We start from the raw sequence: 20484 nt of genomic DNA on the forward strand, positions 1-20484 counted from the left end.
ATCGTCATTCCGAAATAATGTAAAAGAAGCAACCTCGCGTGTGGTATACGGGTTGCTTCTTTTATGATTTTATCAATTTTTTGCTTTGCGCGATGCCTATTTCGTTATTGGGTTGTTTCTTCGTCAGCTACGGCTTCTTGCCAGGTTTCCCATTTTGGGGTAGCAGGATCATAACCATCATAACCGAAGTTTTGGCTGAGTTGCCCCTTTTTATTGGCCGTTATTGCTGCGTTTGGAATGGGCCAATACATGTTTTTCTTATCCATTGTGTAATTCGGGTTACTATTACCTGTGGCATCGATCGATATAGGTCCTTTGTTGTACATACTGTAATGGACAATGCGTTGGTACCAGTAGCTTCCACCTTGCGAGTCTGTCCCACTTTGCTTGTCGAAATTATCAAGGTTGTAAGTATTGCCCCATTCATCTGCTCTGCCACTACGTGCTAAACACAGGGATACCCGTTTTAATTCCACATTTCGCCATTCTTCCCAGTATAACTCCCGTGCACGTTCATTCATAATATCGCCAATAGTGACAGTACCTTGGTATAACTGTGTACATTGTGCTCTTTCGCGCACGGCATTTAAGTCGTCTTTTATCGTTCCGTCGGTCGGATTTAAATAGTATTTAGCCTCGGCACGTAGCAAATAAGCTTCTGCCAAACGGTATAGGTACCAGTCTGCATTTCCTCCATTGGTAGCACCTTGTAAGCCTGCCGATTCCAGGTTGGCTTCGTTGACAGGATCGTCCATGTAAAATTTGTAATGGGGCACGTCAAACCAACGACGAATAGTGTCACTGCATAGGAGCGCTCCTGTTGTTGGATGGAATAGTTGTAACGGTTTCCCAAAGTCTACGGATGCTTTGTTGTTCACTTTGTAGTCTTCCATTTTTACCCAGTTACCGGTCGCGGAACTATGGCGTAAGTCACCAGCATCCATCGTGTTATTAACATGCCAGAGTCCGTCAGTAGAGAAGCTGGTGGGGCGGAAGGTGGCTATCCCACGACCGAAAGCGCGTGCATAGTCGTAACTTGAATTGTACGTTGCGCTTTTGCGGTTCGGGTTTTGGATTGCTTGCATTCCGTCGGTTGTTTTTAGACGGCCATCAAACACAAAGGGGTAAAGAATACGCATGGTGAGCATTTTAATAAATGACTCCGCTTCGGCACCACGATTTGGCATACCCATAATGACTTCTTTGTTCGTTGCAATGAGTTTATTTTCGGGGCGATGTAAATCCCAGATGACATTGCGGGTGATTGGCCATGTCAGCGGTTCTCCACCGTCGTTGAACGTACCAAAAGTGTTTTGCATCAATGAGTAGCCTGATTGATCGATCAAAATATCCGTTTGTTCTTTAGCTTTCGCATATTCACCTAAGGCAAGGTAGCATTTTGCCAGTAGCATGCGGCAGGCTCCTTTATTGACCATGCCGATCAAGCTCATCTGGCTTTGTTCTGGAACCCACTCTACCGCAAATTCCAAATTCTCTGTCAGCATTTGGAGGATAGCATCGCGTTTTGTGGTACGGTAATTTTGCTTAGGAACTTGTACCAATTTGCTGACGAGTGGTATATCGCCAAATTCAAAGACTAATGCCATATAGCGGAAAGCTCTATGGAAATAGGCTTGTCCTTTATATTTGTTTTTTGTAGCCTCGTCGAGTTCTTGTATACCGTCCACATAGCTTAATATCGTATTGGCATACATGATCCCTTTGTAAGTTTCTTGCCATAAATACCAAATACTGTTTGTCCGGTCTAGGTTTTGTAAGGTGGTTTCGCTTGTTGGTGTTAGCATTGCAGCTACGTCAGACATCATATTTCGTTTATCCGTAGCCGAAGCCACCATTAGTTCGGAAAAAATGTATTCCGTCCCTAAAGTTAGCATTTCACCATGATCTGTAGCCCAATAGGCTTTCAGATGTCTATCGCAGATGGCCATTGCCGACATTAATCCTGATTCTGTATTAAATGTGCTACCAGGTTCATAAATAGAGAGAGGATCGGGATTCAGGAAGTCTCGAGAGCAACTGCTGGCTAGTATAGTTCCGCCGATTAGTAGCGCAAAGGATATATGTTGTAATTTTTGAGTTATCAGTCTCATGTTTGTCACGTTAATAAGTTAAAAAAACAGATTAAGTCCTAAGGTATAGATGCGTGTAGAAAGTCCTCCGAGTTCGCCATTGCTTCGATTGAAGTTTGGACTTACTTCGGGATCGCCATATTCCCAATCTTTGGCCCAAGTGGCGACATTGCGTATCGTTCCGAATACTTTCACACGATTTAAATCGTATCGAGAGGTCCATGCTTTAGGAAGCGTATAGCCTAACGTGATATTTTCTAGGCGTATAAAAGATCGGTCGTATAGTTTTGCAGCGCTACCAGCACCTGTAGGTCCAGCAGCTTCAATACGTCCATATTCGTTTGTTGGATTTTCTGGTGTCCAATATTCCTTAGCAGGTAAATTTGCCATACCATAGGCCATGCGTCCGCCATCATCGTCGTTGTTCAGATAGAAGGTTTCCAGACTCTTATGTCCCATGTAAGAATAAATGTTAAAAGAGAAAGTGAAATCTTTCCAGAGCACAAAGTTGTTGCGTAAAGACCAGTGGTATGGAGGTGTTGTTTCTCCTAAAAATTCTTTATCCATGTTGTTATAAACATGTGTAATCGTCCCGTCCGAAGCAACGACATCATCTGCGGTATAGTTGTTGGCAACCTTAGGATCTCCAGGTAACTGTCCATATTTTGCAGCTTCCTCGACTTCGTTGGCTTGCCAGATTCCTGTTACGCGATAATTCCATATTGAACTGATCGGCTTTCCGATAAACCATCCATTGATGTCATCGTCGGTTTCTTTGCTACCTACTACATTTCCTGCATCATCAAGAACGTCTTCATATTCGTAATAAAGATGTTTGATGCGGTTCCGATTGTAGGAGAAGCTTGCGGTAGTTGACCACTCAAAATTCTCTCTGCGGATATTCACTGTATTTAAGGCAAGCTCAATACCACTGTTGTTTACTTGACCGAGGTTGGTGGTTATACTCGTAAAACCTGTGATTTCAGGAATTCGCTCATTCATGATCATATCATGCGTTTGCATATTGTAGTACTCTACGGTACCTGTAATACGATCTTTGAGAAATCCAAAATCTAATCCAAAGTTCCAAGATGACGTCTTTTCCCATTGTAGGTTCGGATTGGCGAGGCGATCGACTAGAAGGTAGCGATAGAGATCTAGTTCGCCAGAATTGTTTAAATAACCTTGGTATTTATTAGCACCTGTTCCTAAGTTCGCGAGGGCGAGATAAGGATCGCTTAACGAGCGGTTTCCATTTTTTCCGTAGGATAAGCGGAGCTTACCAGAGCTCATGATATCGGTCCATTTGAAAAAGTTTTCATTCGTAAAGTTCCAGGCTATAGATGCTGAAGGGAAATAGGCGTAAGGATTCGACGAACCGAATGCGGAATAACCATCGCGACGAAAAGATGCTGTCAGCATGTATCTGTCATCATAAGAGTAGAACATACGCGCTAGAAGTCCATCGGCAGTTTGACGTAAATCCTCACTGGAAAATCCACTATATTCTTTGTCCCCATTAGAGGTGTTGTGGAAGCCTAAGGCATCGGAAGGAAGGATATTTCTTGCCTCAATGCGGTCTTGCCAAGATTCCAGTGATTCGGCCTCTTGTACTAAAGTGACGTTCAAACGATGTTTTTCAGCAAATGTCTTTTCCCAGGAAAGCGTGTTGTTTAATGTCCAGTCAAAGCGTTTTGCTTGTTCGCGGTTTACGCCTCTCGTTCTAGGATCTGATCCAGGGAGATCGGCTGAGGTGAAGTAGCGATCATAAAAAAACTGATAGCGTGGTGCGGCATTGAATGAATACGTGATATTAAAAGGAAGCTTGATCTTCGCGTATAATATCGTGTTTAATACAGTATACCCTTTTTCCAGTTCGATATACTGTTTTTGAAAATCATAGTTGTAACCGCGTTGGCTGTAAGTTCCATCTAATGGAAACTGTATTGGGTTACCGAACTCATCGGCGTAATCTCCATAAGGGCTATTGCGCAATGATTCATCCAATGATATATCGACATTGCCATCCGAACGGTCCTGAAAATTAACGTTGGCTCCTACTTCGAACCATTTGGTTACTTTAGTGTCTATTTTCATATTGGCCCTTATCGCTCGGTAGGCATCACTCACTTCGGCACCTTGGTTTTTCAAGTAGCCCATAGACAGATAGTAGTTGGTTTGTTCGCTTGCTCCGCTGACACTGATGTTGTAATCTTGATCCAATCCGCTACGATAGGTATGGTCTTTCCAGTCCGTAACTTTGCCATTGACGAAATTTTCTAAGGCATTGCCTGTAAATCCTAACCGTCTCGCCCAGATGCTCTGATCAGATTCACCTGCTGTGTTTGTGGTGTAAGAACGCCAATCTTCCAAGGAAACGTCTGTCAATTGATCCGGACGCATAAAATACCCCGGTTGACTTGCATAAGTACCTTTTTGGTAAGCTTCATATGCTCCTGTTTCAGCATTTACACCATAGGTGTTCTTCGTGAACCAATCTTGCCGGTGTTGTAAATAGGCTTCCGGCGTAAAGCGTTTGCGGTAATTTGCTACTGTCGTGGTACCGATATTGCTGGTCATGTTTATAACCGGTTTGCCTTGTTTTCCTTTTTTAGTCGTGATAATGATAACCCCATTCGCTGCTTTGGAACCGTATACTGCGGCTGCAGAGGCATCTTTTAACACGTCGATCTGTTCGATATCATCTGGATTGATTTCGGAAAGTTCGCCATAAAAGAACATTCCGTCGAGGACAAGTAAAGGGTCACTATGACCGCCCGCTGTATATACAGAACGTTGGCCGCGAATATTAATACTACCACCTCCTTTTGAGGATGGACTGTAACCGACGCGCACACCTGGTGCCCCACGTAAGATATCTTGTACAGTCTTAGGGTTTTCTTCTGCGATTTTGTCGGGTAGAATTTGTACAACGGATCCTGTCAGATCTTTTTTTCGCATGGTACCATAACCAACGACAACGACTTCGTCCAAAGACTCATTACTGGCTTGGAGCGCGATTTGTACGTTGGTTTTGTTCGTAAGGTCTACCGTTTGGGATTCGTAACCGATGAAGGAGACGAGCAGCACGGCATTTGTAGGTGCTTCGAGGCTAAATGTGCCGTCAGCTGCAGTATTGGTGCCTGATCCACTATTTTGTACTTTTACTGCAACGCTGCTTAGCGGTTCGCCCGTCTTTGCATCGGTGATTTTTCCGGTAACAGTTTTGTTTTGCGCCCAAACAAACAGAGGCACAAGAAAGCTGCATAACAATAATAAAACACGCCGAGTATCTGGTATTTTATTATACAAGGTTAGGTATTTGTTAGATTTCATACGTTTTTATTACTGATTTTCGAATTGGTTTACACTCCATATCGGTGATGGAGGATGTATTTCTTTTTTTTTCAAGCATAAGTTACATAATTGTTTGCGTCGTAAATTCCCTCAAGTTTTTAATTGAATAGTTTTCTCGGTTCCCAATCATTATATGATGTGATTTGAAAAACGGTTGTCCTATTGTTTATAAATTGTTAACTATAGTACAAAGTAAGCTAATGCAAAAGATTGGGGGTTGTAAATTCTGTTCATCTTATTGCTTATCTGTCTCAAACTAGTTACAAATTGTTGATGCCTTGATATAGCATATGTTTCCATTTTAGTTGCTTTGTATTTTTGCCGTCGTAATACGTAATATCCTATTGCTAACTGTTTGCCGTAGTGTGGTGGGGTTCTGGTTATTTATTTGGTTGGTATGCTGTTCTGGGCTGATCAGGTTAAGAAATTGCAAATTAATATTTTGTTAACATAGGTTTTACCTCAGGTTTATGTTAAGTCCATAGGTTTGTCGCAATTTCAAAATCCAATCTATGAGATTATTTTCTACTATCCTATTTATTTTACTGGGGCTTTTTGTACAGGCCCAGAGTACTGTCTTGACCGGTAAGGTTGTTGACGAACACGACAAATTTTCGCTTCCGGGCGCGACTATCCGTATTGCGGAAGGAAACCGTTATACGGTTTCGGGCCAGAATGGCGACTTTGAATTTTTGGCGCTTCCTGAAGGAACGTACGCGGTTTCTGTTGTGTATCTTGGTTACCAACCACTTGATATGGAAGTCGTTGTGAAACGCGGACAAAAGAACCACTTGGAACTTGCTTTATCTTCTTCGGCAAACACACTATCTGAAGTTGTAGTAATGGGTGACATGTTGAAGGGCCAAGCAAGAGCACTAAACCAGCAAAAGAATAATCAGAATATCTCTAATATTATCTCCTCAGATCAGGTCGGACGTTTTCCTGATGCTAATATTGGCGATGCGTTAAAACGTGTACCTGGTATCACGATGCAAAATGACCAAGGTGAGGCTCGTAATATTATTATTCGTGGTTTGGCTCCAAATTTGAACTCGGTGACGCTAAATGGTGATCGTATTCCTTCGGCGGAAGGAGATAACCGTAACGTCCAAATGGACCTTATTCCTGCCGATATGATCTCTACCATTGAGGTGAACAAAACATTGACACCTGATATGGACGCAGATGCTATCGGTGGTTCTGTGAATTTGATTACACGTGCCTCTCCGAATGGACAGCGTATTTCTGCTACTTTGGCGGGGGGGTATGGACCGATTCGTGAAAAAGCAAATTATACTGCAGGCCTTGTTTATGGAAATCGTTTTGCGAATAATAAAATCGGAATTGTGTTTAGCGGTTCCTACAATAACAACCGTTTTGGTTCAGATAATGTAGAAGGCGTGTGGGATCAGGATGATAACGGCAATGCTTACTTGCAGGAGATGGATATCCGTAAATATGATGTGCAACGCATTCGTAGAAGTACGGCGTTGGCTTTTGATTATAAGATCAATGACAAACATATGCTCTATGCAAATGCAATGTACAACTGGCGTGACGATTTAGAAAATAGATACCGAGTTCGCTACCGCGATATAGAGCCTGTATATGATGCAAATGATAATATTACGGGATACACGGGTAATATACGTCGTGAAACAAAAGGTGGTATCGATAACGCTAAAAATAAAAATGCGCGTTTGGAACGTCAGACTGTACAGAATTATGCAATTGGTGGTGAACACTTGTTGGGTTCTAAATTAGATTTGGACTGGTCGGCAAACTATGCGACCGCAAGTGAGGATAGACCGAATGAACGCTATATCGATTTCCAACAGAAAGATGTGGCATTGAGCCAAAGCTTAACAGATCCGAGAAAGCCTTTGGTTAGCGCGGATGAAGATCCAGCGGATTTTAGTTTACGCAAGATCACTGAAAACGATAACTTTACGAAAGAGAAGGAGTTCGGCTCGAAGGTCAATGTACGTTTCCCATTATCGGTGATCGATGGCCAAAAAGGTCGTTTGCGCACAGGACTTCGTCTTCGTTTAAAAGATAAATCTAGAGATAATATTTTTTATGAATATACACCTGCGGAAGAGTTGGGATCACTGGCGGAAACACCGAATGTGTATTATGGAGGGAATGGATTTCAAGCTGGGGATCAATATGCACCGGGCTATTTCGTAGACCGTAATTACTTGGGTAACCTGGATTTAAAAAATAGTGCGCTTTATGAAGAGGAAGCGGATCCTGCTGAATTCCTAACGCAAAATTACACAGCTAAGGAGCGTATTATGGCAGGTTATGTGCGTTGGGATCAGGATTTTAGTGATAAGCTGTCGATGATTGTAGGAGCTCGTGTAGAGCATACCCGCATTAACTACACAGGTAACTATGTGTTGGATGAGGAAGAGTTGGCGGGTGTTGTGAATACGAAGAACAACTATACGAATGTACTGCCTAGCGTCTCCTTTAAATACAAAGCGAGTGCGGCTACTGTTCTTCGTGCTGCATTTACCACAGCATTAGCTCGCCCGAATTATTATGCATTGGCGCCATATGTGAGTGCAATACCGGGTGATACTGAAATTCAAGCGGGTAATCCAAACTTAAATGCAACTTATTCGTATAATGGCGATTTGATGTTGGAACATTACTTCCGCTCTGTTGGTATTGTTTCTGGAGGTGTATTCTATAAGAACTTAAGAGATTTCATCTACACGTACCGCAATAGCCAATATACAACGGCTGATTTTGCGAATGATTTTCCTAATCAACAAAATCCTATTGCTAGTGGTGAAAATTTCCAATTTGTACAACAGCGTAATGGTGATAATGTAGATGTTTACGGATTTGAAGTTGCTTTCCAACGTCAATTAGACTTCTTACCGGGGCGTTTCTTGAAAGGATTTGGTGTGTACGTGAACTATACGAACACGAATTCGAAGGCGAAAGGGATCACCAACGCGGATGGCGAAGAGCGTACGGACGTTAAATTGCCTGGGACGGCTCCACATATGTTCAACGGCTCGTTGTCATGGGAAAATAGTAAATTTACTTCTCGCGTGTCACTAAATTACACGTCTTCTTATATTGACGAGTTGGGTGGTGATGCTTTTGAGGATAATTACTACGATAAACAGTTGTTCTTGGATGCCAATGCAGCGTACAAAATAACACCAAAATTCCGTGTTTTCGTTGAAGCAAATAACTTGACGAATCAACCACTTCGTTATTACCAAGGGATTTCTTCACGCACAAAACAAATGGAATATTATCAAGCTCGATTCAATCTAGGGGTTAAATTTGATTTATAGGATTTTTGTTGAATCAATATCTTATGAGATAATAACCTGATAAAATACAGTTTACGGGTAATGCGTCTAAAATAAAGGTTATTCCGTAAACTGTAGCTTTTGACTATCTGCTGGATAGAGAAGCGACTTTCTTACAGCTGTGAATAAGGTGAGGGAAGAAGATCCGAAGGTCGACAAATAGAATTTAAACACATACACACTGAAAAATAAACATGAACAAAAAACTCAATACTATAATTGCTGGTGCAGGATTAGCTTTTTTAGCGTCTTGTTCTTCAGGATTGGCGCCCGTAGCTGCGGACGCAGTTGTGCCAACGGTTGTAACGGAACAGACAGAATTTGATACGGATGATCCTGCCATTTGGATCCATCCGACAGACCCTACAAAAAGTTTAATCGTAGGTACAGATAAGGAAGTTGGCGGGGGATTATATGTCTACGATTTAGAGGGCAAGATTGTAAAGAAAGTCACAGGGCTAGAGCGTCCGAATAATGTGGATATTGCGTACGGACTTGATGTAAATGGTAAAAAGGTCGATATCGCCATAACAACGGAACGCAAGGCTCATAAGATTCGTGTATATAGTTTACCTGATTTGACGCCTATTGATAATGGTGGAATTTCTATTTTTGATGGCGAAGAAGGAGAGGATGCGCGTGATGGTATGGGGATAGCTATTTATACGAAAAAAGATTCGGTACAGGCGAAAATTTATGCGATTGTAGGCCGAAAAACTGGTCCGTCGGGTTCTTACCTTTGGCAGTATGAAATAACAGCCGGTACTGATGGGATCGTAAAAGGGGAGGTTGTTCGTAAATTTGGTACATACAGTGGTAAGAAGGAGATCGAGGCTATCGCAGTGGACAACGAATTGGGTTATGTGTACTACTCTGATGAAACTGCCGGTGTGCGGAAGTATTATGCGGATCCTGCGTTGAAAAACGATAATGAGCTTGCCTTTTTCGGACAATATGATGCGAAATCTGATCATGAAGGTATTGCCATTTATAAAACAGGTGATTCTACTGGTTATATTTTGTTGTCTAATCAACAGAATAATTCCTTTGTAGTTTATCCCCGTGAAGGAATGAACGGAAATCCGAATGCTTATCAGAAATTAGCCGACATCCCTGTTTCGGCTGTTGAATGTGATGGAGCCGATGCTGTCAATTTGAACTTGGGACCGAAATTTCCAAATGGTATGCTTGTTGCCATGAGCAATGGAAAGGTATTTCATTATTATGATTGGAAGCTTATACAGGAACGTATAGATAAAGGTGAAGGAAAGTAATATTTTTGCTTTGTTCCATAAAGAAAGCGTAATGACCTAGGTTGTTACGCTTTCTTTATGGCCGAGATTGGAATCCTATATTGTTATGTTGTATTCTGGCTATAGCAGTCATACTTTTTCGGAATTGCTAAATCGAAAAAAAAAGAGTAATTTTTTTTTCGACTATGATAGGTTTTTTTTAATATCTTGGCAAGATAAATGGGTAAATTCTCAAAATTATCCAGATTACTAACAGACTTTTTCATTGTTAACAGTCAAAATATGAGTACTGTAGTTTCCGATAAGGCATTATTTAGCAAATACTATCGTTCGCTATGTTATTTTGCGTGGCAAATGGTAAAAGATGAAAACATAGCGGAAGATTTGGCTCAAGATGCGTTTGTGAGTTATTTTCAGCACAGGAAAATGGTTTCGGATGACGAAAATGCAATTAAATCCTTCCTCTATTCCGCGGTTAAATTTGCTGTTTATAACTTGAATCGGAAAAGTAAAACTATTCAGAAGTTTTGGGAAAGGAATAGCTACCAAGAGAGTGACGATATAGACTATGAACATCAAATTATCCGTACTGAATTTATGCATGCTATCCATGAAACGCTTTCTTCACTACCGGATGGTTGTCAGAGAATTATGACAATGAGTTATGTGGACGGTTTTTCAAATGAAGAAATTGCGGAACAGCTGCAATTGAGTATAAATACCATCAAGACCCAAAAGAAAAGAGGGTTACATGTCTTACGTCAAAAACTTCGTCCAGATTATTTTTCGGTAATTTTTGCTGCATTTCTTTTTAATTTTTAAAAAAAAACAAATTTCTTGTCACCCCAAATCCGAATTTAGGTTTCTTAACTTAAATTATGGATACAAAACCTTTCGATATAGCGGCTATTTTAGCGAAGAAGTTTAAAATGGAATCTCTTTCAGAAGAAGAAGATTGTATTCTTGTTGATTGGCTTCAAAAAGATAGCAGAAATAGAGGTTTGTATAATGAGCTGTTAGAGAAAGGTGCTGACTTTGATTCTAAGTGGCTGGAAAATATAGATGAAAACGTAGCTTGGAGTGTTTTAGAGGGTAAGCGTATGCCAAAGAAAAAGAATCGCTTAACACTCTTTGCCGCTGCTTCAGTCATCGCCATCCTTTCTTGTCTGGGAATATACTGGATGAAAACGGATAGGATCATAGTAGATGACCCACGGTTTGTGGAAAGTGTAGATGCGAAATATAAAAATGACGTGTTGCCTGCGAATCTTGGCGCAAAGATTATTTTGGCAAATGGGGAGGAGGTGAAAGTAGATGATACCTTAAGTGTCGCGACACATGCAAACTTTGTTGAGGATCAATCTTCTGATTTTTCAGCGACGTCTGAGCTGGTTTATCATACCTTAGTTGTACCTGCTGCAAATTTCTTTAGGTTGACGCTATCAGATGGAACGGCCGTCTGGGTGAATTCAAATACCGAGTTGCGCTTTCCTAGTCAATTCGGTACACATGAAAGGCGTGTGTATCTTTCTGGGGAGGCTTATTTTGAAGTTGCAAAGGACGAAAGGAAACCTTTCTATGTGGAGACTAAAGATATGAATGTTCGTGTTTTGGGAACTCATTTTAATGTATCTACCTATGGTGAAAAAAGTAAGACTTCTTTATCCGAAGGCCGCGTTGAGGTAAGTAGTGCTCAAGAATCCGTTGTCATTTCACCGGGGCAAAGCGCGGAATGGAGCAACGGAAATCTGAAAGTGAGACCGACAAATTTGCAAAAAGACCTTGCTTGGAAAAACAATGAATTTTATTTTAAAGAAGATAATATTGTCAATATTGCGCAACAGCTAAAGCTTTGGTATGATTTAGAGGTTTCGTTTTCTAAGGATGTTTCCTTGACCGATACTTATTCGGGGGAAATAGGACGCGATGTTCGTTTAACAGAGGTGTTGAAAATGCTGGAGTTCGTAAGTGATTTAGATTTTAAACTAAACAAAAATAAATTATTGATTACTAAAGAATAGACTATGAAATAGAATTACTGTAGAAGACAAAAAAACAGGAGTGTTGCAGCACCCCTGTACGCAATCAAGTTAAATTAAAAGAATACAAACCCCTAAATTTTACTCAATTACTCAAATGTATGAATAACTTCTCATTTGACAAAAGGTGTGTGGAAGTGTTGAAGCCGCCCATTGTCTTAATTTTCCGGATTATGAAAATCACAACATCCCTTCTGTTGTTTTTTATCACATGTGTTTACGCTGATAGTAATGCTCAGAAAGTTTCTCTTTCTCTTAATAATGCCAAATTAGAAGATGTGTTTACGCAAATTAGTAAGCAAACAGATTATAAGTTTTTGTATAGTGATGATGTCGTTAAGAGGTCGACTCGTATAAATGTAAACGTGCAAAATGCTGAACTAAAAGATGTTTTGAAGGTGGTTCTGCCTAACGATAATTATTCTTTTAGAATTATTGCTGAAACGATTTCTGTGGTTTATAAAGGAGAGAAGGTCGAGAAAGAGCCAACGAGAGTATTCCAAAACCGGATATCTGGTACAATTAACGGAACAGATGGCGCGCCACTAATTGGTGCTTCGATTCTTGTAAAAGGAACGTCTATTGGTGCAACTACAGGGGCAACTGGAGAATTTACCATTATTGCAGAATCTGATGCTGTACTTGTTGTTCGGTACGTTGGTTATAAAAATAAAGAGATTGCAGTCGCGAATCGTTCTCATATAGCTATTGTTTTGGAATCAGAAGATAATACGATAGAAACTGTCGTTGCTACGGGATACCAAAATTTGGATAGGAAGCTTTTTACGGGGGCTTCTAGTAAGGTCTTAGCAAAAGACGCCCAACGCGCAGGGGTGCCTGATATATCACGTATGTTGGAAGGACAAGTAGCAGGTGTATCGGTGCAAAATGTATCGGGGACCTTTGGCGCGGCACCAAAGATACGTGTGCGTGGAGCCACGTCACTTTCTGGAGATAATAAACCGTTATGGGTTATTGATGGAATTATTATGGAAGATGTGGTGAACATTTCTAATGAGGCATTATCTACCGGTGATGCAAATACCTTGATTGGATCCTCGGTAGCAGGTTTGAATCCCGATGATATTGAGTCGTTTAACATACTAAAAGATGCGGCGGCTACAGCGATGTATGGAGCGCGAGCAATGAATGGAGTTGTCGTCGTTACCACAAAAAAAGGGCGGAATACAGAAGGAAAGCCGAATGTTAATTATTCAGGTACATATACCACCTATCTTAAACCGAATTATGATCAATTTGATATTATGAATTCGGCAGAACAAATGTCCGTTTTGTTAGAAATGGAAAACAAAGGTTATTTTAACCATTCACCAGCGTCTAGAGCAAAGACAGGCGGTATTTTCACGAAGATGTATAATTTGCTATATGATTATGATGAAGCTACAAATTCCTATGCGTTAAAAAATACATATTCTGATCGCTTGGCCTTTTTGGAAAGATATGCTAAAGCGAATACAGATTGGTTTGATGTTTTGTTCAAAAATTCGCTTCTACAGGAACACTCATTAAGTATAAATTCGGGAACTGCGAATTCTCAGACTTATTTTTCCACGAGTGCTCTTATGGATAATGGTCAGACATTGGGCGATAATGTGAAGCGTTACACTGTTAATTTTCGGAATTCGCTAAAAATGAGTGATAAATTCAGTGCGGAAATGTTATTTAATGGATCGATTCGTGATCAGAGAACACCTGGAACGTTAACGCGTGCATCTGATCCTGTATACGGTCAGTATTCTAGAAGTTTTGATATAAATCCGTATTCATATGCTTTAAATACCAGCCGTTTGATTACACCTTATGATGAGAATGGGGATCTGGAATATTTCACACGTAACTATGCTGATTTTAATATTCTTAATGAATTAAATTCAAATTATCTTAAACTCACAATGCTGGACATGAAGGTCCAAGGCGGCATTCGTTATAAGATATTACCGCAGTTAACGTATTCGGCAGATGGAGCTTATCGTTATGCGAAATCTGAAAGGCAGCATTATGTGCTTGAAGGCAGTAACATGGTGGGAGCATTGCAAGCTGCTGGTGACGCCATAATTTTAGAGAATAATGATTTACTTTATTCTGACCCAGATTATCCAAATGAATTACCTGTTGTTGTTTTGCCGGAGGGCGGATTTTACAATACTACGTTGAATAGCATTAAGAATTATTACCTGCGTAATAATCTAGAATTTGATCAAACGTTTAATCAGGATCATCGTTTAAATATTTTTGGTTCGATGGAAATTCGATATACGGATCGTCAATTTTCTGATTATGAGGGTATTGGTTATCAATATGAAAATGGTGGATTGGTAAACCCTAATTACCGTTATTTCAAAAAAATGATTGAGGGTGGCGATCCTTATTTTGGTATGTACTATACTTACGATCGTTTTGCCGCGGCTATGGGAAGAGTTGCCTATGCTTACAAAGATAGATACAGTGTAAATTCCACAATTCGATATGATGGTTCCAACCTAATGGGGAGTTCAAATACCGCTAGATGGCTTCCCACTTGGAATGTTTCTGGCGCGTGGAATGTTGATCAGGAAGAATTCTTTAACAACGATAATCGTACATTGACTGCAGCTAGAATTAGAGGTACCTATGGTCTTGTTGCTAGTATGGGAAATGCGAATAATTCTTCGACAGTATATTATAACCGGGTAACATATAGACCTTATGAAGATGAGAAAGAATCACAGATTTATATCGACAATTTGACCAATACTGATCTAACCTGGGAGAAGTTATATGAGTTTAATTTAGGTACTGATTTGACTTTCTTTAATAATATCAATATAACCTTTGATTGGTATAAACGTAATATTTTCGATCTAATTGGCGGTATTCGTACTTCTGGAATCGGTGGGCAATATAATAAAAGTGCCAATTTTGGAGAGATGAAATCTCATGGTGTAGAATTTACTATTGCGGGATCTCCGATAAAACGGGAGAGTGGATTTGGTTGGAGGACACAATTTAACTTTGCCGTGAATAAGAACGAAGTGACGAGACTTGATGTGAATCAAAATATTTGGACACTTGTTCGTGCTGAAGGAGCTCCATTGCTAGGGCACTCTCAACGAGGACTTTATTCTATCCAATTTGATGGTCTCGACCCGAATTATGGTTATCCAACTTATATTGGAACTGAAGGTATTAAGGATACATACATCTATTTACAGAGTACAGATATCGATTACCTAAAATATCACGGCCCTGTAGATCCAACGTTTACTGGTGGTTTTTATAATCAATTTAGCTACAAGAATTTTAGTTTTTCGGCGTTGTTTACTTTTGCTGCGGGAAATTGGGTGCGTTTGCAACCAACTTATTCTATTGATTATAACGATTATACGGCGGTATCAAAAGATATGGTGAATAGATGGATTATGCCTGGAGACGAGGCCTATACAAATATTCCGGCCATATTAGATGAATTTACTATGGACAATAAGATTTACAGAGCGAATGGATCGACTGTTAATCCTCGATATACCTATAATGCTTATAACTATTCGGATCAAAGGGTTGCAAAGGGAGATTTTATTCGATTGAAAACAATATCAATTAATTATCAATTGCCTAGCCAATTTATTAAAAGACTTAAAATGAGCAATGCTTCTGTTTCTTTGGTGGGAAATAACATCGCATTGTTGTATTCAGATGATAGACTTAATGGAGCAGATCCCGAATTTTTTAACAACGGAGGAGTTGCTATGCCGGTGCCAAGACAATATACTTTGTCATTGAAGATAGGTTTTTAATAAGAAGATTATGAAAAGATACAAAATATTTTTTTACGCAGGATTGATTCTAAGTGTGACGTGTTTCGTGGCATGTGAGAAATTCTTAGAACAGGAACCTGATATGCGTACAGATTTAAGTACGATAGACAATGTTGCTAAACTATTGGTTTCAGCATATCCGGCACAGGAATACCTGACATTTGCTGAAATTGCTTCTGACAATGCCGAAGATAAGTCTGCGGCATTGGCTGGACATAATGATGAGCCTTTTGTTAATCTATATTTTTGGGAAGATGTACAGGGAACGGCTAACGGAAGGCCTGGAAGATATTGGAATGCGACTTACGAAGCGATTGCAGCAGCTAACCATGCTTTGAAAGCAATTGAAGAGAATGATTTTGGAAGTGAGGCTCTACAATATAAGGGAGAAGCATTGGTCGCTAGAGCCTATGCACACTTTATGTTGGTCACTTTTTTTTCAAAAGCATATGTCATTGGTGGAGCTAATGACTCTCCTGGCATTCCTTATGTCCTTGAACCGGAAACTGTGGCATTGGCAAAGTATGAAAGAGGTACAGTAGCATCTGTATATGAGCAGATTGAAAAGGATTTGAATGAAGGACTTCCATTGTTGACTGGCGGTCAGTGGGAAGTTCCAAAATATCATTTTAATTCGCAGGCTGCTAATGCATTTGCAGCACGTTTTTACTTGTTTAAAGGTAACTGGGATAAAGTTGTTGAACATGTGTCTGCAATAATCCCTGATGGAAATTTTAAAGATAATTTGAGGCAATATAACGGAAGCTTGTATAACTTGACCTATGCAGAGCATCGCCAAGAGTATACGAAGGCAGAGAAGCCTTGGAACTTGCTATTGACAAATGCTTACTCTGTATTTCAGAGAAGCAGCGGAGCCGGGAATGCACGCTATAGCTTTGGTGATAAGATGCGAACCTTATATAATAAAGTAACAGTATTTGGTGCTGCATTTCGTAATCGTTCTGGAACCTATACCGCACCAAACTATACAACGAATAAGTTTAATGAATATTTTTATTATACGAACGCTGCTGCGGGTATAGGTTATCCTTATATTATGCTCCCATTATTTACAGTCGACGAAGCATTATTAAACCGAGCAGAGGCATATATTAGGAAAGGACAACTTAGTAGTGCTATCAAAGATCTGGATGTATTCGCAAGTACGCGAATTGTGAATTACAGTAGTACTACGCATGCATTATCTGCAACTAAAGCGAAAGCATATTATGGTTTGGAAGATGATAATGAAGCAATAATGGCAGCTTTGCTCGAAACAAAGAGAATAGCATTTATGCAGGAGGGCCTCCGTTGGTTTGATGTGTTAAGGCACCGTATCCCTGTATCGCATAATCATATAGCTATAGATAATACAGAGACATTTACTGTTTTGGATGCAGATGACAATCGCAGAATGTTTCAATTGCCGCAAGACGTTACTGTGGCTGGTATAGAACTTAATCCTAGATAATGAGCCATGAAAATAAAATCTTTTAGTTTATACATACTTGCCTTTTTGCTATTATGTTCTTGTAGTAAAAAAGATGAAATACTCGATATTGATTTGAGTGCGTACAATTCGGATAATTATGTGGCGACAGAATTAGACGATTGGCTTTTGGAGACTTTTGTAAACCCCTACAATATTGAAGTTGTTTATCGGTTTGACAGAAATCTAACGGAAGTCTCTAAAGATATCTCCCCTGTTAAATATACACAAGTAGAGCCTTTTATGACAGCCGTATTGAAAGCTTATCTTAAAGCCTATGAAAAAGTTGCTGGGGCAACATTTATAAAAAAATACTCACCAAAGCAATTTGTACTTTATGGTTCTCCTGAATACAACAGTGATGGTAGTGTAACTTTAGGTACTGCGGAAGGAGGAAGAAAAATCGTTCTATATGAATTGAACGGGATTGACTTTGATAATCCGGACATGTCTTTTACGGGATCGAACACAGTCAGAAGACGTTTACGTACTATACACCATGAATTCACGCATATATTGAATCAAACTGTAGCAATTCCTTCTTCCTTTGAACAGATTTCAAAAGCTGATTACGAATCGGATTGGACAAATACAACGGCTAATCCAGAATCAACCTCAAGAAGTTTGGGATTTATTTCTCGGTATGCGCGAAGTGCTTATACCGAAGACTTTGCAGAAACAGTTGCTCATTTGTTGGTACAAGGACAGCTTTGGTATGATCAATATGCGTTAGCTTCTGGTGAAGATGCTTACACTAAAATGAAACAAAAGGAAGCTTTGGTGGTAGACTATTTTCTCCAATATTTTAGTATTGATTTTCGAGAGCTCCAATATGAAGTGCAACGTGTATTAAAAGATGATTATAACGATGTTCAAAATCAATCATTTGCTTACTGGCTAAATCAGGGAGATGTATTTTCATCGTTAACTTTTGATCCTAACGCTGAAGTTTTTGATACGTATGGCCAATCGGCGAATTTTACCGAAATATATCAAAATGCTGTTAGTGCAGTAGCTGCGGTAGGTTCTGCAGGACGTTCATTGAACTATATGAGGTTTGATATTACGAATACGAATGAATTGGAAGTCGTTTTGGGATATAATAATACTGCAGGAACGCATTACGAAGCGAATTTCTCTTTCACGATGTCTGTCAACACATCTACAGGAGAAGCTCTTTTTACCAAAATAGAACAAAGAGGCACAACAGGGGTTTACTCAAATGCTACAACAATAGCTGCGGGTATATTGCCTATTCAAAATTTTCTAACTGGTAATACGTTTGTTGCAGATTGGTTGCCGTTTGGCGCTTCAGCTTCCGACTGGCAACATTTAGGAGGATTCTATGTACAAAATAATCCAGAGAGTTATTTCTATGGAGAGTTGGGCTATAAATACTAATGATTATGAAATGTCCATGATTGCCAAAACATAAACACGAATGAAAATAACCACGAAGGGCTCATCGAAGATAATCAGGACATTCCATATGACCTTAAAAAAACAAATTATTTACATATGAAATGTCCATGATTGCAAAACACAAATACGAATGAAAATAATCTGGACATTCCATATGACCTTTAAAAAACAAATTATTTACATATGAAATTAATAAATAAGATATTTTGCGGATTTACAATTCTTATTTTGTTCGGCTGTAGTAAATCAGAAGTTGATCTTGTTTTTGATCAACTTCCTGAAGAAAGAATGGGGGAACGACTTGAAGAATTGCAAAACAAATTGTTAGAGTCTCCATATGGGTGGCATGTTTCGCTGCCTACATCTGCCGGAGGTGCTTTTGGATTCTACATGGATTTTCATGAAGATCAAACTGTTGATATGGTGGGCGATATTACGGATGAGACTGCTTCTTTACTTGCGACCTCAACTTATCGTGTGACTTGGGTGATGAATGCATCTTTGATATTCGATACTTATAATTATATTACGTTGTTACAAGATCCCGGTGCAGTTGTGGATGGAGCTTCTTCTGGCTCTGGATTGCAAAGTGATATCGAATTTGAATATGTGCGTTCGACAACAGACTCGTTGATACTGAAAGGTAAGAAATACCAAAATGCAATGATCTTGACGAAAGTGACAGCTGAAGAAAAGGAAAAATATACCACTGGAGGTTTTAAAGATATTATTGACGATTATGTTGACTTTTTTGCGAATCATTTGAACAATTATATCAATTTTACGAAGGATGGTGTAAGTACTAAAATGGCGCTTAAATACAATCATGGTGCGAAGACCTTAACATACGAGGTAATTGAGGTAGATGAGAGTGTATCATCAAGTAGTGGGAAATTCTTCTATTCTCTTAATGGCATTGGATTAGCAACCGATTTAAGTTATGGAGATCTTCAATTGTCTTCGGGAAAAATAAAGGCGGATGGTAAATTTTATATTTACGATACAAAGGGGACCGAATATGAGGTTTTCCAAAATGAGGTGCCACTAACGCCTCTGAAATCATTGTTTAATTATAACGGGACTTACAAGTCCATTTATATCTCTGGAAATGCACTTCCAAGTGGTGTTTCTTCTAGTTTTAATGATGTCTTTAATGCTATGGTAAGTCGATTTGCTGCTACTAATAGGACAATAACTAGTGTTGAGTTTGCCTTTCAAAATTCAACGACAGTGAAAATTAACATCAGGTATTTATCAGGTACTACAGCATATTTGGCAGATGCTTCGTTTAGCTACGTTTATTCAGATGGTATTTTGACTTTATCTAATTATACGCCATCCGTTTCAAATACAAACTGGACAACGCGGGCAACACAAATTGGAGCTTTTGCCGATTGGTTAAAAACGGGACCTTTTAAGGTCGATTGGGTTTCAAGTACAAATGCATCTGTAACAGGACTGGGTGGGCTTTATCGTGTAGAGGATGAGGGCGCATTTTTCTATGGTGTTTTACAATAGGCAGTTGTGAAATAATTAGTTTTATTGTTGCTATCAAAACACCTCTTTGCAGAAATGTAAAGAGGTGTTTTTTAATGGGACGAGTTATGTCTTAATGCACGCCGTGTTAAAGTTTTTACGAATTTGAAAATTGGGATAGATTATATGAATGACGAACTAAAAT

Annotated in this window: 10 protein-coding genes; 8 read left to right on the forward strand and 2 right to left on the reverse strand. The window is 39.5% G+C overall.

What is annotated here, in order from left to right:
• Window positions 1-104: 104 nt before the first annotated feature.
• Together ACSZOX_RS14020 and ACSZOX_RS14025 are read right to left on the reverse strand one after the other, a co-directional pair.
• The gene (locus ACSZOX_RS14020) at window positions 105-2111 is read right to left on the reverse strand and encodes a RagB/SusD family nutrient uptake outer membrane protein (RefSeq protein WP_437920674.1); all 2007 of its coding nucleotides are present in this window, start codon (window positions 2109-2111) and stop codon (window positions 105-107) included.
• An 18-nt stretch (window positions 2112-2129) separates the two neighbouring features.
• Window positions 2130-5426 (reverse strand): SusC/RagA family TonB-linked outer membrane protein, encoded by a 3297-nt coding sequence (locus ACSZOX_RS14025; protein ID WP_437920675.1) that lies wholly within the window; start codon window positions 5424-5426, stop codon window positions 2130-2132.
• Window positions 5427-5959: 533 nt separating this feature from the next.
• Here ACSZOX_RS14025 and ACSZOX_RS14030 point away from each other — a divergent pair.
• The 8 genes from ACSZOX_RS14030 (at window position 5960) to ACSZOX_RS14065 (ending at window position 20321) form a co-directional block, all read left to right on the forward strand.
• Window positions 5960-8767 (forward strand): TonB-dependent receptor, encoded by a 2808-nt coding sequence (locus ACSZOX_RS14030; RefSeq protein WP_437920676.1) that lies wholly within the window; start codon window positions 5960-5962, stop codon window positions 8765-8767.
• Between the two features lie 212 nt (window positions 8768-8979).
• Window positions 8980-10059 carry a phytase gene (locus tag ACSZOX_RS14035; protein WP_437920677.1) on the forward strand — a complete coding sequence of 360 codons (1080 nt, stop codon included), beginning with the start codon at window positions 8980-8982 and terminating at the stop codon, window positions 10057-10059.
• 261 nt (window positions 10060-10320) lie between these two features.
• The gene (locus ACSZOX_RS14040; protein ID WP_437920678.1) at window positions 10321-10860 is read left to right on the forward strand and encodes an RNA polymerase sigma-70 factor; all 540 of its coding nucleotides are present in this window, start codon (window positions 10321-10323) and stop codon (window positions 10858-10860) included.
• A gap of 56 nt (window positions 10861-10916) precedes the next feature.
• On the forward strand, window positions 10917-12059 hold the full coding sequence (locus ACSZOX_RS14045; protein ID WP_437920679.1) for a FecR family protein: 1143 nt from the start codon (window positions 10917-10919) through the stop codon (window positions 12057-12059).
• A 191-nt stretch (window positions 12060-12250) separates the two neighbouring features.
• Complete coding sequence (locus tag ACSZOX_RS14050) at window positions 12251-15871, forward strand: SusC/RagA family TonB-linked outer membrane protein (RefSeq protein ID WP_437920680.1); 3621 nt, start codon at window positions 12251-12253, stop codon at window positions 15869-15871.
• A 10-nt stretch (window positions 15872-15881) separates the two neighbouring features.
• Entirely contained in the window at window positions 15882-17363 is a 1482-nt protein-coding gene (locus ACSZOX_RS14055) for a RagB/SusD family nutrient uptake outer membrane protein (RefSeq protein ID WP_437920681.1), read from the forward strand.
• Window positions 17364-17369: 6 nt separating this feature from the next.
• Window positions 17370-18782, forward strand: a complete 1413-nt coding sequence (locus ACSZOX_RS14060) for a substrate import-associated zinc metallohydrolase lipoprotein (protein ID WP_437920683.1) — start codon at window positions 17370-17372, stop codon at window positions 18780-18782.
• A 204-nt stretch (window positions 18783-18986) separates the two neighbouring features.
• Complete coding sequence (locus tag ACSZOX_RS14065) at window positions 18987-20321, forward strand: DUF4302 domain-containing protein (RefSeq protein WP_437920684.1); 1335 nt, start codon at window positions 18987-18989, stop codon at window positions 20319-20321.
• Window positions 20322-20484: the final 163 nt, after the last annotated feature.

Origin of the sequence: Sphingobacterium sp. LRF_L2, assembly GCF_965644235.1 — a bacterium.
Taxonomy (GTDB): Bacteria; Bacteroidota; Bacteroidia; order Sphingobacteriales; family Sphingobacteriaceae; genus Sphingobacterium.